Here is a 19,967-nt window from a genome sequence, read left to right as displayed (position 1 = left end):
TTTCTAGGCATTTTTTTTTGTAGAAGGTTCCCTCATGTTAAAACAAACCTTGCTCTATACTGGTAAAGCGAAATCTGTCTATACCACGGACAGTGAAGACCACCTGATTTTAGTTTTTCGTGACGATGCGTCCGCATTCAATGGCGAAAAAATCGAACAACTGGATCGTAAAGGTAAGGTGAATAACCGTTTTAACGCCTTCATTATGGAAAAGCTGGCTGCTGCTGGTATTGAAACTCATTTTGAGAAACTGCTGACACCGACTGAAGTGCTGGTGAAAAAACTTAAAATGATTCCAGTAGAATGTGTAGTACGTAACTATGCTGCGGGTTCTTTATGCCGTCGTCTGGGTGTAGAAGAAGGTAAAGAGTTAACGCCTCCAACATTCGAATTGTTCTTCAAGGATGACGCGCTAGGTGATCCAATGGTGAATGAATCTCAAGCGATTGCTTTAGGTTGGGCGACTGCTGAACAACTGGCAAAAATGAAAGAACTGACTTACCAAGTGAACGATGTGCTTAAAGCATTATTCGAAGCGGGTAATATGCTTCTGGTTGACTTTAAACTTGAATTTGGTGTGTTCCACGACCGTATCGTACTGGGTGACGAATTCTCTCCAGACGGCTGCCGTCTATGGGATAAAGACACCAAGAAAAAACTGGATAAAGACCGTTTTCGTCAAGGCCTAGGCGGCGTGGTTGAAGCGTACGAAGAAGTTGCTGCACGTTTAGGTATCAATCTTGAAGATATCTAAGCACTAATAATGCTTCAAAGAACCGGGCAAATAGCCCGGTTTTTTTATTGTCTAATCTTATGATCGAAAAAATGAATTTTATTAATAAAAATGATCGTTTTTACATTATTCAATGTATATCTTAATATTACTGCATTCCGGCAACATCCTCAGCAGATGCAATCCATCTGATGTTGCCGACCAGATTTATACCCTTACCCTCTAGGATATCTCCCCCAAGACATCCTATTTCAGCCCAATTCTCCTTGAATTGGGCTTTTTTTTGTTTACTGCTGCTGTTGTTCCTGCTGCCAGCGACGTTGTTGCAGACGTTCGCCTTCCACTTCACGCTTATTACGTGCCGATTCGTACAGTTTGGTGCCTTTCAGCTCAGGCGGCAGGTAATCTTGCAAAACAAAATGTTCCGGATAGTTATGCGGATACAGATAATTCACTCCATAACCCTGCTCTTTCATCAACTTGGTCGGTGCATTACGCAGATGTAAAGGCACTGGCAAATTGGCCGTTTTTTCAGCCAGATCCATCGCTTTATTAATGGCGAGATAGGTACTATTACTTTTGGCACTGGTCGCAAGGTAAACCGCACATTGTCCCAAAATAATCCGGCATTCCGGCATGCCAATCGCTTGAACTGAGCGGAAACATTCGCCCGCCAGCAACAAGGCATTCGGATTGGAATTGCCAATATCTTCTGATGCCGCAATCAGCATACGGCGGGCAATAAAGACCGGATCTTCACCACCTTTCAGCATACGTGCCATCCAGTACAGGGCAGCATCCGGATCACTACCACGAATCGACTTGATGAAGGCCGAAACCAGATCATAGTGCTGCTCGCCAGACTTGTCATAACGGGCAATATTCTGCTGTGCGACTTTGACCACAATCGCATTAGTAATGATATTTTCCTGATCAGCCTCAAAAGTACTGGCAATCAGATCTAGTAGATTGAGTGCCTTACGCGCATCCCCTGCGGCAAACTGCAATAAGGCGTCAAATTCTTCAATCTGGATATAGCGTTCCTGCAGGAATTTGTCAGTCTGAATCGCCTGAGTTAGTAAGGTCTGAATCGCTTCGTCACTCAGCGCATTCAAGGTATAGACCTGACAACGTGACAGCAAGGCACTGTTGACTTCAAAAGATGGATTTTCCGTCGTCGCGCCAATCAGGGTAATTTTGCCTTTTTCGACGGCATTCAGCAGTGCATCCTGCTGGGATTTATTAAAACGGTGAATCTCGTCAATAAACACTACAGGTGTCAGCAGATCACCACTTTCCGCAATGACTTCACGCAATTCTTTCACACCGGTATTGAGTGCAGACAGGCTGATAAATGGCCGGTCTACCGCTTGGGCAAGTAGCAAGGCAATCGTGGTTTTACCCACTCCAGGTGGCCCCCAGAAGATAATCGATGGTAAATGTCCCTGGTCAATCATTTGACGTAGAGGTGCATTCTCTCCAAGCAAGTGATCCTGCCCGATAATTTCTGCAAGGTCGCGAGGCCGCAAGCGTTCTGGAAGCGGGATATGACTGTCTGACATCTTATTATTGGCTCAAATTAAATTCTGCTTTCATTCTAACACTGGTAGTTTTGATTCCAATATTTCAAACATTTATGAGAAAAATTTAATTTATGTAAGAAATCTCTATTTTTTTTACAATGAATGGATTAATCTTATGAAAAGTAGATAAATAGAACATGATTAATTACAGGTTAATAACCTTGTAAATTTCACATTATCTCATATTAATTAGAATGGACTTGAGCAACTGATTGGATGCTCTTTGGGTGGTATCGGTGGGGATGCATGAAGCATAATAAATCTAGACGAACAACTGCGGAATGCGCTGATTCGCTTATTTCAACCTCGATACAATCTTCTAATGAACAACAGGCAAAATCCAGATTATTACAAGATCTGATCAATGATGTGCCGCATCCGCTTTGGGTGCTGGGCAAGGATAATATTGAATATTTTAATCAAGCACTTTCGGATTATTTAGGTACCAATTTAAGTGAATATGGTCCTAAAGAATGGCAAAGCCTGATTCATCCAGATGATCAGCCAACGTTTTCTGAGCAATGGCATGCTGCCCTGAATCAGCAACAAGGCTTTAATACCCAGTGCCGGATTAAATCGGCTGATTCCAGCTACCGCATGTGTGCCTTGGCCATCAAGTTTCAGCATACAGCAGAACATCTGCTGCAATGGTCGGTATCACTGACCGATATCCATGAATATTTTGAGATTCAGCAGCAACTGTCTCAGGTGATTTCTACTCAGAAAAACATGCTGGATGCCAGTGTCGATTGTATTAAAGTGATGTCTCCACAAGGCGAAATCCGTCATATCAATCAGTCAGCCTGTCATAAGTTAGGGATTGATCCTGAACAGCAGCCTGCCCCGCATTCATGGTTAAGCCTGTTACCCGCTGAAGTTAAAAAAACCGGACAACGCGCTTTAAAACAGGCTGCTCAAGGTTTAAATAGCCGTTTTGTAGAAAAAGCCCAGACGGAGAGTGAGGACCCACAATACTGGGATCATTTACTGACTCCAGTATTGGACGAAAATAATATTCCCCAAAATATCCTGTGTGTTTCACGCAATGTCAGTCAGCAAAAAATAGCTGAAAGCCGTTTAAAAGCCGTAATTCAGCGTGATGAGCTGACCGGACTGTATAACCGCAATGCCTTTTATAAGACCTTTAAACAGGTACTGCTAAAAGCCAAGCAACAGCAAATAATGGTTGGCCTGCTCCTGATCGACTTAGACTATTTCCGGCATATCAATGACACTTTGAGTCATATTGCCGGGGACCATTTGCTGCATGTCTTGGGCAAGCGTTTTCAGGCCTGTTTTGGCTCCAACAATATAGTCGTTGCCCGTCTGGGTGGCGATGAGTTTGCTATTTTAGTCAAAAACTTGGAAAACGAAGCCCAGCTGATTAATACTGCACAACTGGCCTATGCCCAACTGGAACAACCAGTGAGTTATGTCGGCCATCGTATGAGTATCGGTATGAGTATCGGTTGTACCGTTTATCCGCGTGATGCCCAGAATAGCTCTAACCTGCTGAAATGTGCCGATATTGCCCTGAATGATCTGAAAAATAGTGGTCGTGGCGGGATTCGCATGTTTAATCAGGAGATGTTCAGGTCACTGGAAAACATAACCAAACAACTGACGCTGGCACGCAAGATTATTCATGCGGATCAGATTATTCCTTATTATCAGCCTAAGGTCCGCCTTTCTGATGGTGAGGTGATTGGTTTCGAAGCCTTACTGCGTTGGCAAGATCAACAGCATCAGATCCAGTTACCCTCTCATATTTTTTCTGCTTTCCAGGACTATGATTTAGCTTCGCGCATCAGTGAAACCATGCAGCTAAAAGTCTTTGAGGATATGAGCCGCTGGCAAGCCGAGGGTCTGGATATACTGCCAATTTCAATCAATGCAGCTCCAGTTGAATTCCTGCGCGATGACTATGCTGAGAAATTCCTGGCTCGTCTATCCCGATTCGATATTCCTGCACATAAGGTTGAACTGGAAATTACCGAGCAGAGCTTATCCGAAGGCGGAGCCAATTATGTGATCCGGGCACTAAACCTGCTGAAAAAACATGGAATTCATATTTCTCTGGATGACTTCGGTACCGGTCATTCTTCCCTGACCCGTTTGCAGGAATATCCAGTCGACTGCATCAAGATTGATCGTAATTTTGTAGAACGCATGAATAATGATCCGTCTGCGCTGGCCATTGTCAAAGCCATTACCCAGATTGGTTCCAGTATTTCTCTGGATGTATTGGTCGAGGGTATTGAGAATACCGAACAGCTGGACACGCTGATTAATTGTGATTGCCAGATCGGACAAGGTTTTTATTTTTACCGACCTATGTCGGGGTCTTCAGCACAGCAACTGCTACAACAGGCAGCTTAATTTTTTTATTTAATCATTTGACGGGGTTGGATTGCGCTAACAGCTAGCGCACCCAGCGTACGATATATTCATCAATTTCATCTTCATCAATATCGACTTCACTTAAGCAGCGACCAGCAGCAGATTTTTTGGCCTGAATCACGCTTTGTCGTGAACCCGTCTTCAGATAATGCCAGGATGGCAGGCTTTTCCCTTCAGCAACTCGGCGATAGGCACAGCTTGATGGCAACCAGTGAATGGTGTCCAGTTTCTCAGGTGTTAGCTGGATACAATCGGGCACATATTGCAGCCGGTTCGGATAATCCGAACAGCGGGCAGTTTTGCGGTTCAGTAATTTGCAAGCCACTTTGGTATAGGCGACTTCGTGGGTGTCTTCATCTTCCAGCTTGATCAGGCAGCAAAGTCCACAACCGTCACAAAGTGCTTCCCATTCTTCTGGCGTCAGCTCAGTGAGGCTATATTTTTTCCAGAAGTATGGACGTAAGACATCAGACATAATCAAAACGGCTATGGTAAAAATCAGCTTATTATACCAAGTCTCAACAAAGGAAATGTAGGGACGTGAATCTTATTAATATCACGTAAACTATTGTTAAATCAGAGACAGTACATCAACAAAACACTAACAGTGCCCAAAATTGAATATTCCTATACTGGATTTGAGAATAAAAACACATGGAGAATTGATATGTTTCGCTGGGCTATTATTTTTGCTGTGATTGCCTTAATCGCCAGTCTACTCGGTTTCGGTGGAGTAGCAGGCTTATCTAAGGATTTCGCGATTATCTTATTGGTGATTGCCGTTATTCTTGCCATTGTTGGTTTCCTTTCTCGCGGCAAGGTCTAGCGACTGATTTTTGCTTAAGGAAAAGTTTCCTACAGAAAAAACAAGAGCCATTTGGCTCTTGTTTTTTATGCGCCCAAAATGGATTACGGTTTGATATGGCGTGGTCTGAAACCAGCAGCGACCAATGCGGCCAAATACGCCACTACCCCGACCACACATAAAATCAGTACTTCCAGTACACGCATCCACTGTGATACATCACCATTGTACCAGCTCAGTGCATAGGCCAAAGCTGCAATCATCACCACATTGGCAAACATGAATTGCAGGAAGATTTTTTTCCAGTGTGCACCAAAGCGGAAAATATTGCGTTGATGCAGATAAAAATACAGCAGACCCGCATTGACCATGGCTGAACCGGTCGAAGCCAGTGCCAGCGCCATATGTTCCGCTTCCCAATGAATCAGCTTAAAGAAACCAATAAAGATCACGTTCAGAATTGCATTGGCTGCTACTGCCATTAAACCGACGCGTACCGGTGTACGGGTATCCTGCTGGGCATAAAAGCCGGGAGCAAAGACTTTAATCAGCATAAAGGCAATCACACCGCCACTCATACATTGCAGTGCCAAGGCAGTCATCTGGGTATCTTCAAAAGTGAATTGTCCGCGTTCAAATAATGCCTGAATAATCGGTGTTGACAGCATGAACAGGGCAATACTGGCTGGCAAACCCACCAGTACGATGACTTTCGCCGCCCAGTCCATCATGCCACGGAATTTTTCCGGATTCTTTTCTGTATGCTGAGTGGATAAAGACGGCAGAATCACGGTACCAATTGCCACGCCAATCAGACCCAATGGTAACTCGGTCATCCGTTCAGCACTATACAGCCAGGACACTGAACCGTCCTGCATGAAAGAAGCCCAAACCGTATTCAGTAACAGGTTGATCTGGGTGACGGATACGCCAAACAAAGCGGGTAGCATCAGTTTCATGATGCGATCCACCCCTTCATGCTTGAAGTCTACTTTCGGTGGAATCAACAGGTTTTTACGCCATAACTCTGGAATTTGGATTGCCAGCTGCAAAATCCCGGCAATCACGACTGCCCAGCCTAGCGCCATAATCGGCTCTGCCATAAAAGGCGTGAGCCAGAGCGCACCGGCAATCATGGCAATATTCAATAAAACTGGAGCAAAGGCTGGCGTACTAAAAGAGCCATAACTGTTCAGAATACTGCTGGCAAAAGCCGTCAATGACATAAACAGTAGGTATGGAATGGTCAGACGGAACATGTCTGTGGCCAGCGCAAACTTTGCTTCATCGCCATGGAAGCCTGGCGCATAGATATACATGATCACAGGTGCGGCAATGATGGCAATCATGGTCAGGGTGGTCATGAAGGTAGCTAGGCAGCCAAAGACCCGGCTGATCAGGATCTGCACTTCAGCATGGGTACGGCTGGTTTTATATTCTGTCAGTACTGGAATAAAGGCTTGGGAGAATGCCCCTTCTGCAAACAGCCGTCTGAAAAAGTTTGGAATACGAAATGCCACCACGAAGGTATCGAAATCTTTACCGGCACCGAATACATTCAGTAAAACCACATCCCGGACCAATCCCAGAACCCGCGATAACATGGTCATCGCACTGACAATTACAGTCGAACGCCAAAGCGCCATCCTATTCACCTAATAATTAATTTGGGCCTATTGTAATGAAACTTGCAAAAGAAGTTCATTGCTTAATCACATGACTTCCTGAAGGGTCATGGGTTCTTATAATGTTGTAACTGGGCACGAAAAGCACACCAGTCAAAATACGGTCCCGGATCGGTTTTACGTCCCGGTGCAATGTCCGAATGTCCGGCAATATGCTGCTGCATTTTTGGATAATAGTTTTGTAAACAGGCGGTGACTTTGACCAAGGCATCATATTGTGCCTGTTCAAACGGCAGGTCATCACTGCCTTCCAGTTCAATCCCGATGGAATAATCATTACATTCTTTTTTGGCCAGATAGCTGGAACGACCTGCATGCCAGGCCCGGTCATTGAAATTCACAAACTGCAGTACTTCACCAGAACGCAAAATCAGCAGATGTGCAGATACCTGCATGCCTTCAACAGTCTGAAAATACGGATGCACTGACCAGTCCAGCTGGTTCTGAAAAAACTGTTCAATATAGCCACCACCAAACTGTGACGGTGGCAGACTGATGTTATGGATCACCAGTAACTGGATGTCGGTATGTTCAGGCCGCTGATTAAAATTTGGAGAAGGGATCTGGCGCGCCCCGAGCAATTGCCCGTCCCGGATTTGAAACTCAGCTGCCTGTTGCATAAAACTGTCCTGTACAAAAATAAAATCTGCAATATCAGGATTGCAGCCGGCTTAATGCTAAAACTTTCATAGGCAAATCTCAATTCATCCCGGCAGACTGTATGAAAAATCGCTCATTTTAATGTAACGGTGTTAAGATAACGCACAATTTTTCACGGCTAAAAAAGATACGGAAATACTCATGAGCATATCTCAGGCTTTGCTAGAACAGTCGATTCAGATCAATATTCAACAGGCACTCTCCGAAGATATTGGCGATGGTGACATTACTGCCCTGCTGACTCCTGAAGATGAACAGGCGACTGCCACGATTATTAGCCGTGAAACAATGGTTCTTGCTGGTCAGCCTTGGGTCGATGCCTTGATTCAGGCCTATGATCCGAGTGTAGAAGTGATCTGGCTAAAAAATGACGGCGATCATGTCGCTGCCAATGAAGCTTTTCTAAAACTGGCCGGTTCTGCACGTAGCTTGCTGACTGTAGAACGCCCTGCTCTGAACTTTGTACAGACGCTGTCTGCAGTTGCGACCAAGACGGCAAACTATGTCAAAGAGCTGGAAGGTTTGAATACCAAGCTCTTAGATACCCGTAAAACGCTGCCAGGCTTACGTATTGCCCAAAAATATGCAGTCGCTATCGGTGGTGGTCAGAATCACCGTCTGGGCCTATTTGATGCTTTCTTGATTAAGGAAAATCATATTATGGCGGCTGGTGGCATTCGCCAGGCGATTGCCAAGGCACACCAGATTGCACCGGGTAAACCGGTGGAAGTGGAAGTTGAAACCTGGGATGAACTGAATCAGGCCCTAGAAGCCGAGGCTGATATCGTGATGCTGGATAATTTCAGTCAGCAGCAAATGATTGATGCGGTCAAACATGTGGCTGGCCGTTGCAAACTGGAAGCTTCAGGCAATATCACCATTGATAACTTACGTGAAGTGGCGAGTACAGGCGTAGATTATATTTCGATGGGCGTATTGACCAAAGATGTGAAGGCTATTGACCTATCGATGCGTTTTAATGGTTAAAGTCTTATTATTTAAAAAGGGTGCCATAGCACCCTTTTTCTTATTCTCAAGGATATAAATCATAGAGGTTGAATGGCCTCTACTCTGTTAATTGGTATCACTTCCTCGTTCCATATTTGCACCATCGCGGTTTTCATCACGAGAATTCGAGTCACAGGCAGTTAAACCCAGTACAGCAAATACTGAAAATGCCATCAACCATATTTTCATGTTATAACCTTCTGAATGAGATTTGGTTGAAAGATCATCGCTTAAAACAGGGGTTACACAGTAGACAGATCCTGTTCATTTTTTGTCAGGCAATGTGTAGCTATAATAAAAAACGCATCCGAAGATGCGTTTTTTACAGCTTGAAAGACTTACCAGCCCAAAGCTTCTTGCTGTTTCTTGATCAGTTCCTGAATCCCTTTTTCAGCCATGGCTAGCATGTCATTGCATTGCTCACGGGTAAATGGCTTATCTTCAGCAGTCCCCTGAATTTCAATAAATTCACCTGCCTGAGTCATCACGACATTTAAGTCAGTCTGACAGTTTGAATCTTCTTCATAGCAAAGATCTAGTAGTACTTCATCTTTAAAGATACCTACAGAAATTGCAGCCACTAGACCCTTAAGTGGGTCCTGTTTGATTTTCTTTTTCTCAAGCAATACATTCATGGCATCAATCAATGCTACTGCAGCACCCGTAATTGATGCAGTACGGGTACCACCATCTGCCTGGATCACGTCACAGTCAATAGTAATGGTATTTTCACCGAGTTTTTTCAGATCGACCATTGAACGTAGGCTACGACCGATTAAACGCTGAATTTCCTGAGTACGGCCACTTTGTTTGCCACGAGCAGCTTCACGATCACTACGGGTATGTGTTGAACGTGGCAGCATGCCGTATTCTGCTGTTACCCAGCCTTGGCCCTGACCTTTCAGGAAACGTGGTACAGAGCTGTCCACACTGGCAGTACACAGCACTTTGGTATGACCAAATTCAACCAATACGGAACCTTCCGCATAACGTGTATAGTTACGGGTAATTTTCACTTCACGTAATTGATCTAATGCTCGTTGGTCGATACGCATAATAGGTCCTGCTGTTGACTAAAAATAATTGCGGCTCAGTATAACAGAAGCCTCCGCCAAGATTGGAACAGAGGACAGATCATTTACAAAATCACTGGACACGCTTTGCTTGTATAGATTTTTCAGTCCATCTGCGCTACTGCGATGGACAGATGTTTTTTGCTAAACTGCAAATCTGCCGAAGGAAGATCCCTATGTCTTTACGTGAAGAACGCAAGCACCAAAGCCGCCAGGCCCTCCTCGATGCTACCTTGGCATTGAGCAGCCGTGGCTATGCATTTAGCAGCATCAGCCTGCGCGAAATCACTCATGAAGTCGGGCTGGTGCCTGCTGCGTTTTATCGACACTTTCAGAATATGGATCAGTTGGGGCTGGAACTTCTGGATCAGGTGTCAATTCATCTCAAAGGTGTGCTGAGTCAGTTGGGACCTGCAGATTTTTCTCTGGATGAGCTTTCAGCCAAAATCGAACTGTTTTTTCAGGCAGTTGATGCACATCCCGAAGCCTGGACATTTGTGAGTGCCGAACGTTGGGGCGGTTCTATCATTCTCAGACAAGGGATTGAGCGGGAAATTCATTATCTGACCCAAGATTTAAGGCATACCCTGGAACAGATTCCAGCCGTCCAGCAATCTCCTTCTCCAGCCGAATTAACCGCACTGGCACAGATCTTAGTTCCTCTCGCATTAAACTGGGCTATGGGCTGGATTCAGCTTCAGGCACAGCCTGATCCTGCACTGCGGCAAACTCGGATAAATGCCTTCAAAGCGCAAAGCCTAAAGCAGTTAGAACTGTTATTTCGTGGAATTTTATCTCAAGCCTGAGATCTCATCTGAGTGAAATCTATTTCGCAGTTCAATTTTATCCTGACATAAAAAACCCGCATATAGCTGCGGGTTTTTAGATTCATGCAGATCTGGTGTTATTTAGCTTTACGCTCTTTTTCAACCAGATAATTTACCACTTGAACCACTTTGGCATCATCACCCTGAACCACATACTTACCATTTACGGTTACCGCTGGTACGCCGCTCAACTGATAAGTCGCGGCCAGATTTTTAGCCTGTGCAATTTTTGAAGAAATCGGGAATGATTTATAGGTGGTATTAAATTTCGCTTCAGAAATACCATAGCGGGTATAGAACTTGGCTAATTGAGCCTGTTCCAGAATTGGCTGTTTCTTCGCATGAATATCATGAAATAGCTGCAAATGTGCTTTTTGACGAACACCTAGAGCTTCAGACACATAATACGCACGAGCTGCCTGTTCCCATAGCGGATTCATTGCCGCTGGAGTACGTACGAAACGTACATCTTTAGGCAATTTTTTTAACCAGCTTTGCATGTGTGGTTCAAGAGAATAGCAGTGACCACAGCCATACCAGAAGAATTCACGGACTTCAATTTTCCCCGGCTTTTCAACTTTTACTGGATTCGCCAGGACTTGATAGTCTTGACCTGCTACAAAGTTGGCGGCCATTGCACTGCCAGAAAATGCCAAAACAGATGCGGCTACAGTGCCTAAAATAAATTTTTTCATTGGGATTATCGTCCTCTAAATCATTATGTCTAATTTATGGCTTCACTATAAAGTAATTATGCCGGTTTCGTTTTTATTCTGTGAACTTTTTTACAGCTTTTATCGCTTTTTTTTCCAGAATCGCTACACTAAACAAGTGTACTGATTTACAAGAAGTTAAATCTGTTTATACCGCCTCTGGGCGAACTTAAATTTTAAATAATCACGACTGATTGAGGTGACACCGATGTCGCAATTGAATGTTGATCCACAAGAAATTGCCAAGTTTGAAGCATTTGCAGCTATATGGTGGGATCAGCATTCCGAGTTCCGCCCATTGCATATGATTAATCCCCTGCGTCTCAACTGGATTGATGAACATGCTGGTGGCTTGAGCGGCAAGAAAGTGCTGGATGTAGGCTGTGGCGGTGGAATCCTGTCAGAAAGCATGGCGCGCCGTGGTGCTCAGGTGCTGGGCATTGATATGGGCGAAGCGCCACTGAATGTGGCACGCATCCATGCTGAGCAGGAAGATGTTAGCAATATTGAATACCGTCAGATTCCGGTAGAACAGCTGGCAGAAGAGCAAGCCGGTCAATACGATGTGGTTACCTGTATGGAAATGCTGGAACATGTACCTGATCCAGCCTCTATTATTCAGGCCTGTTATAAACTGGCCAAACCAGGTGGTCATGTCTTCTTCTCGACCATTAACCGTAATCCAAAATCTTATCTGTTCGCGATCATTGGTGCAGAATATATCCTGCGTATGCTGGCCAAAGGTACACATGATTACAGCAAATTCATCAAGCCTTCTGAGTTGGCGCACGACATCCGTAATGCCGGTTTAAAACTGAAAGATATGACTGGCCTGCATTATAACCCGCTGACCAAGCGTTACTGGCTGGCACCGAATGTTGACGTGAACTATATGGTGTATACCGTTAAAGAAAGTGCGCAAGAGGCTGCCCAATGAAGGCGGTTCTATTCGACCTAGATGGTACTTTAATTGATACTGCGGCTGACTTTATCCGGATTATCCAGCATATGTGCCGCGAAGCCGGCCGTGAAGTGGTTGAAGCTGATCTGATCCGTACCCAGGTTTCAGAAGGTGCCCGCGCTATGGTCAAATTGGTCTATCCGGAACTACAACTGGAAGATCCGGTTTTCTTGGATCATCGCCAGCGTTTTCTGGATATGTATGGCGCAGATATTGCTGTAGATACAGACCTGTTCAGCGGAATGTATCCTCTACTTGAAGAATTAGAAGAAAATGATATCCCTTGGGGAATTGTGACCAATAAACCGCGCTGGTTGAGCGAAACTTTACTCAAAGCTTTAAACCTGACCGAGCGCTGTGCCGTACTGGTCTGTCCGGAAGATGTGACCCGAACCAAGCCAGATCCGGAGCCGATGTATCTGGCTGCCGAGCAGCTACAGCTGGCTGCAGAAGATTGTATTTATGTCGGTGACCATCCACGAGATATTGATGCAGGCCGCAATGCCAAGATGTATACCATACTGGCAGCATACGGTTATTTACCACTGCAATACAAAGATGACTTAACAGCCTGGCAAGCCGACTATATAGTGAATACAGTGAACGAGTTACATCAGCACATTCAGAAACTGGTCTTGAGCGAGCCAAGTGTCCTGTCTTGATTCCTGAAACTACTGAAGACACTTAACAATAATAATGAGGAGGTAGATAATGAAGTATTCAGAATATCAACCTCGCCCCGATCTGTTAAAAGATCGTATCATCCTGATCACGGGTGCGGGCGATGGCATTGGTCGTGCAGCAGCAATCAGCTATGCCCTGCATGGAGCAACTGTAGTTCTGCACGGGCGTACCTTAAACAAGCTTGAAGTCATCTATGACGAGATTGAAAGCTTGGGTGCACCGCAACCTGCCATTCTCCCATTGCAGTTATCTAGCGCCTCTGAACGTGATTATGAGTTATTGCTCGACACGCTCGATCGTCAGTTTGGCCGTCTGGATGGGATTTTGCATAATGCCGGTATTTTAGGTGAGCGAGTGCCACTGGCAGATTATCCGGTTAATGTCTGGGATGATGTCATGGCGGTTAACCTTCGTGCGCCTTTTGTGATTACCCAAGCCCTGTTACCCCTGCTGGAAAAATCCAAACATGCTTCTGTGGTCTTTGCCAGTTCCGGCGTAGGTCGTGAAGCCCGGGAATGCTGGGGCGCTTATTCAGTTTCAAAAATTGCCATTGAAGCAGTGGGCCAGTTATTTGCCAAAGAACGGGTCAATTCGAATATCCGTTTTAACTGTATCAATCCAGGCGCTACACGTACGGCAATGCGTGCCAAGGCTTATCCGAATGAAGATCCGAAAACCTTACCGACACCGGATTCCATCATGCCAGCCTATCTGTACCTGATGGGTGAAGATAGCTTGCATATGAATGGTCAAAGTATTGATGCGCAGAACTAAGCTTTAATTGACGCCTATTTAAAAGCCAATATCCGCATTGGCTTTTTGTTTTTAAACTCTATAAAGATAAGGTCCATTTGACAGCTGGCTATTCTTCTGCCCAATTCATCCAGATTTCAGACTGAATCAGCCAGACCTTTCTTATCTCTGCAATACTGTCTTTATTCAGTTCGCTACAAATTCCCCTATACTAGCGCCAACAGATTTTTATTTGAGTGCAACATGACTGACTTAAACAACATCACCGTGACGACTTTGGAAGATGGCATGGTTTCTCTGCTGGTCGATCAGCAGCCGATCTCTGAAAAATACGGCATGAAGTTTGATGCCAGCATTGTCGATGACATTCAGGCACTCGAAAATGGTCAAAAACTGAAACTGTTTGACCAGTTTGTCTTTTCCCATACCGATCTGAATTTTGAACATTCCTATCATTATGTGACGGGTATCGAAAAACTGGACGATCGCTATCAGGTGGCGAAACACTTTGTCTATCGCATCAAGATCGAAGGTCAGCCTGAAATTGAACATGTGATTAGAAATCAGGGCAAAGCAATGACAGCAGAAGATGTGCGTACTTTTATTCAGGCACATGTACAGAAATCCCTAAGTGACTATACTGATCTGAACTATGCCTATTAAGATCGTTCATTAGATCCCGAAAGAGCACATTTACGGATGATGCTCTTTTTTATCCTTAAATTCTTTAAAAAACAGACATAAATCGTTTTAACAAATCAATAATATAAAATTATTCGGTTTCTCAGATTAATATAAAATTTTTATAATGCTTTTCAAGTTAAATCAAAGCGAAGGAAAATTAAATGGCAGACCAAAAACGTAAAACTGAAACTATTCGTCGTATTGAAAACTTGCAGTTATCAACTGCCCTGATTTTGGCTTTAGAAGATGCAGTCGAGGCAGAGTCTGTGGCTGAAGCCATTCAGTCCTTACAGGGTTTAACGGAACAGTGGAATTGAAAAATTGCAATGACCAAATCAAGATCCGGTGTTCAAAAAGAATATTTTTCCACTAATTTGAGACGGTTTTGATACACAATTCAAGACATTGCGCTTGCATCTTGATCCCGGTTTTGCTGAAATGCCAATGGGGCTGGGCATAACTGGTCAACTGACTGAAGTGCATCCTAAGCTTATGTAAAATCATGGCATAATCATAATTTCTCTGTAATTGATATAAAACTTCAGCCAGTTCTTCACAGTTTCTCTGCAATTTTTCCGTACATTAGTTACTGTAGAAAATGAACAATTGAATGAGGGTTCAACATGAAAAAGGTTCTGGTAGCATTGGCGATGTCCTGCAGTGCATTCATGCTGGCAAATGTTGCAAACGCTGCCCCTCATTTCAATGATGAACAGCGTATGGAACGGGGTCCGGGTCATCATCAGGCCAAGAAATCGCGTGAGTTCCATGACGATCACCAAGACCAGTATGATAAACGTCGTATGCGTGAAGAACGTGGTGTTAAACGTCTGCAACAGTTACGCTGGCAGCCTGGCTATGTCATGCCGCAGCATTATCGCAGTAATGGCTACAAGGTCGAATATAAGGACCATAAACTGCCTAAACCAGACCGTAAGCAGCAATGGTACAAAGTCAACAATGACTACATTCTGGTGAACTCTGAAAATAACAGTATTGTCCGGATTATCGGAGACTGATTTAGAACCTGATGCAAAGCCCAACCTCGTTTGGGCTTTTTGATTTTTCGGATGAGCCTTTTTAGGCTTTTTCTTATTTTAGAGCTTTCCTTTTAATCGTGGCTAATCTCCTAAATTCCTTCATGAATTTAACAATTCCACTAAACTGGCCTCACGCTTTCTATCTACTTATTCGCTAATTTAATCTCATCGAAAACATGTACAGATTTTTAGGTGAGAGCCATGAAAAAAGTTTTAACTACAATTGCCTTATCTCTTAGTGCGCTGGTTGCTACTTCTGCAATGGCAGCACCGCAGCATCATGATCCACGTTATGCACCGCATAAACCAGCACCGCACTGGAATCATAAAGATGCGAAAAAATGGGATGACCGTCGTTACAACAACCGTGGGGTTAACCCAAGCCGTGACTGGCGTGTAGGTCAAAAACTGCCAAACCAGTATGACAACCGTCGCTTTGAAGTCAGTGGCTATGAAGCACGCCGTTTGCCGAAAGCAGGTAAAAACCAGCAATGGTATAAAATCAATGGTGACTATGTACTAGTCAACGATCGTAACGACAAGATTGTTCGAATCATCAACTAATCATTCTCTTTTCTGCCCTTCTAGCAGACACCTGAAGCTCGCTTCAGGTGTTTTTTTATATCTGTACTTCCACTTCAGTATTTTTTCATTAGAATCAAAGCTAGATCTTTAAATGTTGAAATAGGCACAGCTATGACTGCAGCAGAAACCTCACCGAGCAACACCTTGCAATATGTGCACTGGTTTCGCCATTCTGCGCCTTATATCAATGCTCATCGCAATAAAACCTTTGTGATCATGTTTGATGGTGAAGCGGTATTGCATGACAACTTTCAGCACATCATTCATGATATTGCCCTGCTCAATTCTTTAGGAATCCGGCTGATTCTGGTGCACGGCGCGCGTCCGCAGATTAACCAGAATCTGGCTGCGAGTGGCTTCGAGACCCCTTTCCACCAGCAGCGTCGGGTAACGACACGTGAATCCTTAAGCTGTGTACTGAATGCAGTAGGATCGATCCGTTTACAGATTGAGGCGCTATTGTCGATGGGGCTGGCCAATTCACCCATGTATGGTGCGCGCATTGATGCCGTTTCAGGAAATTTTGTGACAGCTAAACCTTATGGCATCCGTGACGGGGTCGATTTTCAGTTAACTGGTGAAGTTCGGGCCATTGATACCGATGCGATTCAACGTCATCTGAACAATCATAATATTGTGATTCTCGGTCCGACCGGCTATTCAACCACAGGCGAAGTTTTTAACCTTCTAGCTGAGGAAGTCGCCACCAAAACTGCGACTCGCCTCAAAGCCGATAAACTGATTATCTTGGGTCGACAGCATGGTCTGCTCGACAGTAAGGGTCAGTTAAAACGGGAAGTAACCCCACAGCAACTGGATGACTATATTCTTTCTGATGAACAGGATATTGAAATTCGGCTCCAGCTCAAGGCCGCTCAGGAAGCTTCCCGAAATGGCGTCAATCGCGTTCACCTGATTTCGTATACCTATGACGGCGCCTTGCTGGAAGAACTGTTCACCCGGGATGGTTCCGGCACCATGATCACCGATGCGCATTATGAAGAAGTGCGTATGGCCGACATTCAAGATGTCGGTGGCTTGATCCGTTTGCTCCGCCCCATGGAAGAAGAAGGCATTCTGGTTTACCGTTCGCGGGAGCGTCTGGAAAATGAAATTGACCAGTTCGCCGTAATTGAGCGTGACGGCATGATTCTGGCCTGTGCAGCCCTGTATCCGATTCCGACTACGGGCAATGAACTGCGTTCTGCAGAAATCGCCTGCGTTGCAGTAGATCCAAGTTACCGTCAATCCAACCGCGGTAGCCAGATCCTGCATTATCTGGAAGATAAGGCCAAAAGTCTGGGTATTCAGCAACTGTTTATTTTAACGACCCGTACTGCACACTGGTTTCTGGAACAGGGTTTTGAACCGGCATCAGTAGATGATTTGCCCGATGCCCGACAGGCTCTTTATAATTATCAGCGCAATTCAATTGTCTGTAAAAAGTCACTTTAAAGTGACTTTTTATTAGCTCTCATATTTTTATTTTAGATAACGATATTCATAAAACCTGCATTCAGTATAAAAATCTTATTGCTGATTTTCTAATAAGCATATCTGGCCACTTTATTTAGAATAAATAGTTTTATATTTCATTGTCTTATATAAATAATTCTTTCTTCCTAAATTAATATGTAAATCACTTTCCTGCATAAGTTTTGCACTTTTTTATTTATCTTTTTTATTCATTAGAAATTCCTGAATAGTTATTTTTTTAGAAAAGTAAAAAGCTTTAGCGTATGCCTAAGTTCTTCATTTCACATTTCTAAATTTTCAGGAGTTCTGATTCATGCGCCAATCACACATTCAACTATTCACAAAAACTGCGGTTCTCAGTGCTGCGGTGGCTGGCGTGATGATACTTTCTGGCTGTGACAAGAAACAGGAAGCCGTGACCCTGAATATTGGTTTCCAGAAATATGGTGTACTGCCGATTTTAAAAGAACGTGGCACCTTAGAAACGTCATTAAAAGAACAAGGCGTGAATGTGAAATGGGTTGAATTCCCGGCTGGTCCTCAGTTGCTTGAAGGCTTGAATGTCGGCAGCGTATCTTTTGGTGAAGCCGGTGAAGCGCCACCGATTTTTGCTCAAGCAGCGAACTCAAATCTGGTCTATGTGGCCAATCAGCCTGAAGCACCGAAAGCTGAAGCGCTAATCGTACAAAAAGATTCGAAAATTCAATCTGTACAGGATCTGAAAGGTAAGCGTGTTGTCCTGAATAAAGGTTCTAACGTGCATTACTTACTACTCAAAGTCCTTGAAGCTAATAATCTGAAACTCAGCGATATTGAAGTGGTTTACCTGCCACCTTCTGATGCCCGTGCCGCTTTTGAACGCGGTGCTGTCGATGCCTGGGTGATCTGGGACCCGTTCTTCGCTGCAGCAGAACATCAGATTGGTGCCCGTGTCATCGCAACGGGTGAGAACATCATCAGTAACCATCAGTTCTATCTGGCAGATCGCAAGTTTGCTGAAGCCAACCCACAGATTATTGAAGCTGTAGTGAATGAACTCAACCTGACCACTGAGTGGGTCTCTGCTCATCAGGATGAAGCAGCCAAACTTCTGGAAAAACCAACAGGTCTGGCATTTGATGTATTGAAAACGTCTATTTCACGTATGGGTTTTGGAGTAAAACCACTCACTCCCGAAGTGGCACAAAAACAACAACAGGTGGCTGATGCATTCTATGGCCAGCAACTGATTCCAGCCAAACTGAATATTCAATCTGCAATTATCGCGAAGTAAACCAAAGAACAATTTAGGGGATTTAATCATGACTCAACATCAGCTACACAACAAAGCAATCACATGGTTCAAGACTTCCAATCATGGAATGAACGCTGCATTAGTTGCTTGCGCGATGTTGGGTTCAAGTGCCGCTTGGGCAGTGGATCCTTTTGTTAAACAGCTGCGTGTGGGTTATCAAAAAGCCTCTGTAAACCTGGTGATTGCACAGCAGCAAAAGCTGTTTGAAAAGGAATTTCCAAATGCAAAAATCAGCTGGAATGAATTCCCAGGCGGACCGCAAATTTTAGAAGCATTGGCGGTAGGTTCTATTGATGTAGGTGCAACTGGAGATACTCCTCCTGTCTATGCGCAGGCAGGCAATAAGCCATTGCACTATTTTGCTTATGAAACTGCAAAACCTTTATCTTCTGCCATTCTGGTCCAGCATAATTCCAAAATTACCAAGCTGAGCCAGCTCAAAGGTAAACGTGTCGGCGTACACCGCGGTTCAAGCTCACATTATTTACTGGTACAGGCAGTACGCAAAGCGGGTCTGCAATGGACCGATATCCAGCCGGTCTGGTTAAGCCCTGCTGATGCGCGTGCAGCTTTCCAGAAAGGGGCGATTGATGCCTGGGCAATTTGGGATCCGTACTATGCTGCGGCTCAAGTAGAAGATAAAGCCAGAGTTTTATCTTCAGGTAAGGGCTTAAGTCCGAATTATACCTTTTACCTGGCTTCAGAAAATTTAATCAAAAATCATCCGCAAGCCTTAAAAGGCATTATCAAGCAGGTCAATGTTGCAGATAAATGGGTACAAAGCCATAAGGCTGAAACTGCAAGCATCTTTGCACAAAGTACCGGTCTAAAACCGATTGTCAGCCAGACCTTTATCCAGCGTCGTCCGAATCCGTCTGGTGCGGCACCGCTCACCAAGAAAGTGATTGCCGATCAGCAGGAACTCGCAAACCGTTTTAGCGAACTCAAGATCATTCCGAAATCTATCAATATTCAGCAAGCCGTTTGGGCAGACAAATAATCT

The 19,967-nt window shown here is 44.4% G+C and carries 22 protein-coding genes; 15 read left to right on the top strand and 7 right to left on the bottom strand.

What is annotated here, in order from left to right:
* The first annotated feature begins 34 nt into the window (after window positions 1–34).
* Window positions 35–754 carry a phosphoribosylaminoimidazolesuccinocarboxamide synthase gene (purC, locus tag FTV12_RS09720; protein WP_004781395.1) on the top strand — a complete coding sequence of 240 codons (720 nt, stop codon included), beginning with the start codon at window positions 35–37 and terminating at the stop codon, window positions 752–754.
* Between the two features lie 266 nt (window positions 755–1,020).
* Here purC and FTV12_RS09715 read toward each other — a convergent pair whose 3' ends face one another.
* Entirely contained in the window at window positions 1,021–2,295 is a 1,275-nt protein-coding gene (locus FTV12_RS09715) for a replication-associated recombination protein A (protein ID WP_180014883.1), read from the bottom strand.
* Window positions 2,296–2,532: 237 nt separating this feature from the next.
* Here FTV12_RS09715 and FTV12_RS09710 point away from each other — a divergent pair, with 237 nt between their 5' ends.
* Window positions 2,533–4,695: a putative bifunctional diguanylate cyclase/phosphodiesterase gene (locus tag FTV12_RS09710; RefSeq protein WP_373687228.1), complete on the top strand. Its 2,163-nt coding sequence runs from the start codon at window positions 2,533–2,535 to the stop codon at window positions 4,693–4,695.
* 43 nt (window positions 4,696–4,738) lie between these two features.
* On the opposite strand, the gene FTV12_RS09705 is transcribed toward FTV12_RS09710, so the two are convergent.
* Window positions 4,739–5,191, bottom strand: coding sequence for a YcgN family cysteine cluster protein (locus FTV12_RS09705; protein WP_180033935.1), 453 nt, complete (start codon window positions 5,189–5,191; stop codon window positions 4,739–4,741).
* A 192-nt stretch (window positions 5,192–5,383) separates the two neighbouring features.
* Here FTV12_RS09705 and FTV12_RS09700 point away from each other — a divergent pair, with 192 nt between their 5' ends.
* On the top strand, window positions 5,384–5,542 hold the full coding sequence (locus FTV12_RS09700; RefSeq protein ID WP_004647174.1) for a DUF1328 domain-containing protein: 159 nt from the start codon (window positions 5,384–5,386) through the stop codon (window positions 5,540–5,542).
* 83 nt (window positions 5,543–5,625) lie between these two features.
* On the opposite strand, the gene murJ is transcribed toward FTV12_RS09700, so the two are convergent.
* Window positions 5,626–7,176, bottom strand: a complete 1,551-nt coding sequence (gene murJ, locus FTV12_RS09695; RefSeq protein WP_171248451.1) for a murein biosynthesis integral membrane protein MurJ — start codon at window positions 7,174–7,176, stop codon at window positions 5,626–5,628.
* 77 nt (window positions 7,177–7,253) lie between these two features.
* Window positions 7,254–7,826 (bottom strand): 1,6-anhydro-N-acetylmuramyl-L-alanine amidase AmpD, encoded by a 573-nt coding sequence (gene ampD / locus FTV12_RS09690; RefSeq protein WP_004781387.1) that lies wholly within the window; start codon window positions 7,824–7,826, stop codon window positions 7,254–7,256.
* Between the two features lie 181 nt (window positions 7,827–8,007).
* Here ampD and nadC point away from each other — a divergent pair, with 181 nt between their 5' ends.
* Window positions 8,008–8,853: a carboxylating nicotinate-nucleotide diphosphorylase gene (gene nadC / locus FTV12_RS09685; RefSeq protein WP_005232800.1), complete on the top strand. Its 846-nt coding sequence runs from the start codon at window positions 8,008–8,010 to the stop codon at window positions 8,851–8,853.
* An 87-nt stretch (window positions 8,854–8,940) separates the two neighbouring features.
* Here nadC and FTV12_RS16550 read toward each other — a convergent pair whose 3' ends face one another.
* The gene (locus FTV12_RS16550; protein WP_005232802.1) at window positions 8,941–9,063 is read right to left on the bottom strand and encodes a hypothetical protein; all 123 of its coding nucleotides are present in this window, start codon (window positions 9,061–9,063) and stop codon (window positions 8,941–8,943) included.
* Between the two features lie 149 nt (window positions 9,064–9,212).
* Entirely contained in the window at window positions 9,213–9,929 is a 717-nt protein-coding gene (gene rph, locus FTV12_RS09680) for a ribonuclease PH (protein WP_004781384.1), read from the bottom strand.
* A 194-nt stretch (window positions 9,930–10,123) separates the two neighbouring features.
* Between rph and FTV12_RS09675 the strand changes: the two genes are divergently transcribed.
* On the top strand, window positions 10,124–10,753 hold the full coding sequence (locus FTV12_RS09675) for a TetR family transcriptional regulator (RefSeq protein ID WP_180033934.1): 630 nt from the start codon (window positions 10,124–10,126) through the stop codon (window positions 10,751–10,753).
* Window positions 10,754–10,851: 98 nt separating this feature from the next.
* Here the strand turns inward: FTV12_RS09675 and FTV12_RS09670 are convergent, their stop codons facing one another.
* Window positions 10,852–11,469 carry a thiol:disulfide interchange protein DsbA/DsbL gene (locus FTV12_RS09670; RefSeq protein WP_004781380.1) on the bottom strand — a complete coding sequence of 206 codons (618 nt, stop codon included), beginning with the start codon at window positions 11,467–11,469 and terminating at the stop codon, window positions 10,852–10,854.
* Between the two features lie 226 nt (window positions 11,470–11,695).
* Between FTV12_RS09670 and ubiG the strand changes: the two genes are divergently transcribed.
* From ubiG to FTV12_RS09620, 10 genes are all read left to right on the top strand, one after another.
* Entirely contained in the window at window positions 11,696–12,424 is a 729-nt protein-coding gene (gene ubiG / locus FTV12_RS09665; RefSeq protein WP_034704015.1) for a bifunctional 2-polyprenyl-6-hydroxyphenol methylase/3-demethylubiquinol 3-O-methyltransferase UbiG, read from the top strand.
* Window positions 12,421–13,110, top strand: a complete 690-nt coding sequence (locus tag FTV12_RS09660; RefSeq protein WP_180033933.1) for an HAD family hydrolase — start codon at window positions 12,421–12,423, stop codon at window positions 13,108–13,110. The genes ubiG and FTV12_RS09660 overlap by 4 nt, the downstream gene beginning before the upstream one ends.
* Window positions 13,111–13,159: 49 nt before the next feature.
* Window positions 13,160–13,906, top strand: a complete 747-nt coding sequence (locus FTV12_RS09655) for a YciK family oxidoreductase (protein ID WP_180033932.1) — start codon at window positions 13,160–13,162, stop codon at window positions 13,904–13,906.
* 222 nt (window positions 13,907–14,128) lie between these two features.
* The gene (locus FTV12_RS09650) at window positions 14,129–14,548 is read left to right on the top strand and encodes a hypothetical protein (RefSeq protein ID WP_180033931.1); all 420 of its coding nucleotides are present in this window, start codon (window positions 14,129–14,131) and stop codon (window positions 14,546–14,548) included.
* 182 nt (window positions 14,549–14,730) lie between these two features.
* Window positions 14,731–14,886 carry a hypothetical protein gene (locus tag FTV12_RS09645; protein ID WP_004781372.1) on the top strand — a complete coding sequence of 52 codons (156 nt, stop codon included), beginning with the start codon at window positions 14,731–14,733 and terminating at the stop codon, window positions 14,884–14,886.
* Window positions 14,887–15,192: 306 nt separating this feature from the next.
* Complete coding sequence (locus FTV12_RS09640; protein WP_034704024.1) at window positions 15,193–15,588, top strand: RcnB family protein; 396 nt, start codon at window positions 15,193–15,195, stop codon at window positions 15,586–15,588.
* Between the two features lie 222 nt (window positions 15,589–15,810).
* Window positions 15,811–16,173: an RcnB family protein gene (locus FTV12_RS09635; protein ID WP_159124174.1), complete on the top strand. Its 363-nt coding sequence runs from the start codon at window positions 15,811–15,813 to the stop codon at window positions 16,171–16,173.
* 132 nt (window positions 16,174–16,305) lie between these two features.
* Window positions 16,306–17,649 carry an amino-acid N-acetyltransferase gene (argA, locus tag FTV12_RS09630; RefSeq protein ID WP_180033930.1) on the top strand — a complete coding sequence of 448 codons (1,344 nt, stop codon included), beginning with the start codon at window positions 16,306–16,308 and terminating at the stop codon, window positions 17,647–17,649.
* Between the two features lie 334 nt (window positions 17,650–17,983).
* Window positions 17,984–18,943 carry a sulfonate ABC transporter substrate-binding protein gene (locus FTV12_RS09625; protein ID WP_180033929.1) on the top strand — a complete coding sequence of 320 codons (960 nt, stop codon included), beginning with the start codon at window positions 17,984–17,986 and terminating at the stop codon, window positions 18,941–18,943.
* Between the two features lie 88 nt (window positions 18,944–19,031).
* On the top strand, window positions 19,032–19,964 hold the full coding sequence (locus FTV12_RS09620) for a sulfonate ABC transporter substrate-binding protein (protein WP_257220884.1): 933 nt from the start codon (window positions 19,032–19,034) through the stop codon (window positions 19,962–19,964).
* Window positions 19,965–19,967 lie beyond the last annotated feature (3 nt).

Origin of the sequence: Acinetobacter sp. YH12233 (assembly GCF_013417725.1) — a bacterium.
In the GTDB taxonomy this organism is placed as follows: Bacteria; Pseudomonadota; Gammaproteobacteria; order Pseudomonadales; family Moraxellaceae; genus Acinetobacter.
The sequence above is the reverse complement of the archived record's forward strand: the minus strand, read 5'-3'. Positions and strand labels throughout refer to the sequence as shown.

Excerpts from the sequence above, each read along its gene's own strand:
- purC (WP_004781395.1), top strand. The coding sequence starts at position 35 with ATGTTAAAACAAACCTTGCTCTATACTGGTAAAGCGAAATCTGTCTAT.
- FTV12_RS09715 (WP_180014883.1), bottom strand. The coding sequence starts at position 2,295 with ATGTCAGACAGTCATATCCCGCTTCCAGAACGCTTGCGGCCTCGCGAC.
- FTV12_RS09710 (WP_373687228.1), top strand. The coding sequence starts at position 2,533 with ATGCTCTTTGGGTGGTATCGGTGGGGATGCATGAAGCATAATAAATCT.
- FTV12_RS09705 (WP_180033935.1), bottom strand. The coding sequence starts at position 5,191 with ATGTCTGATGTCTTACGTCCATACTTCTGGAAAAAATATAGCCTCACT.
- FTV12_RS09700 (WP_004647174.1), top strand. The coding sequence starts at position 5,384 with ATGTTTCGCTGGGCTATTATTTTTGCTGTGATTGCCTTAATCGCCAGT.
- ampD (WP_004781387.1), bottom strand. The coding sequence starts at position 7,826 with ATGCAACAGGCAGCTGAGTTTCAAATCCGGGACGGGCAATTGCTCGGG.
- nadC (WP_005232800.1), top strand. The coding sequence starts at position 8,008 with ATGAGCATATCTCAGGCTTTGCTAGAACAGTCGATTCAGATCAATATT.
- FTV12_RS16550 (WP_005232802.1), bottom strand. The coding sequence starts at position 9,063 with ATGAAAATATGGTTGATGGCATTTTCAGTATTTGCTGTACTGGGTTTA.
- rph (WP_004781384.1), bottom strand. The coding sequence starts at position 9,929 with ATGCGTATCGACCAACGAGCATTAGATCAATTACGTGAAGTGAAAATT.
- FTV12_RS09675 (WP_180033934.1), top strand. The coding sequence starts at position 10,124 with ATGTCTTTACGTGAAGAACGCAAGCACCAAAGCCGCCAGGCCCTCCTC.
- FTV12_RS09670 (WP_004781380.1), bottom strand. The coding sequence starts at position 11,469 with ATGAAAAAATTTATTTTAGGCACTGTAGCCGCATCTGTTTTGGCATTT.
- ubiG (WP_034704015.1), top strand. The coding sequence starts at position 11,696 with ATGTCGCAATTGAATGTTGATCCACAAGAAATTGCCAAGTTTGAAGCA.
- FTV12_RS09660 (WP_180033933.1), top strand. The coding sequence starts at position 12,421 with ATGAAGGCGGTTCTATTCGACCTAGATGGTACTTTAATTGATACTGCG.
- FTV12_RS09655 (WP_180033932.1), top strand. The coding sequence starts at position 13,160 with ATGAAGTATTCAGAATATCAACCTCGCCCCGATCTGTTAAAAGATCGT.
- FTV12_RS09650 (WP_180033931.1), top strand. The coding sequence starts at position 14,129 with ATGACTGACTTAAACAACATCACCGTGACGACTTTGGAAGATGGCATG.
- FTV12_RS09645 (WP_004781372.1), top strand. The coding sequence starts at position 14,731 with ATGGCAGACCAAAAACGTAAAACTGAAACTATTCGTCGTATTGAAAAC.
- FTV12_RS09640 (WP_034704024.1), top strand. The coding sequence starts at position 15,193 with ATGAAAAAGGTTCTGGTAGCATTGGCGATGTCCTGCAGTGCATTCATG.
- FTV12_RS09635 (WP_159124174.1), top strand. The coding sequence starts at position 15,811 with ATGAAAAAAGTTTTAACTACAATTGCCTTATCTCTTAGTGCGCTGGTT.
- argA (WP_180033930.1), top strand. The coding sequence starts at position 16,306 with ATGACTGCAGCAGAAACCTCACCGAGCAACACCTTGCAATATGTGCAC.
- FTV12_RS09625 (WP_180033929.1), top strand. The coding sequence starts at position 17,984 with ATGCGCCAATCACACATTCAACTATTCACAAAAACTGCGGTTCTCAGT.
- FTV12_RS09620 (WP_257220884.1), top strand. The coding sequence starts at position 19,032 with ATGAACGCTGCATTAGTTGCTTGCGCGATGTTGGGTTCAAGTGCCGCT.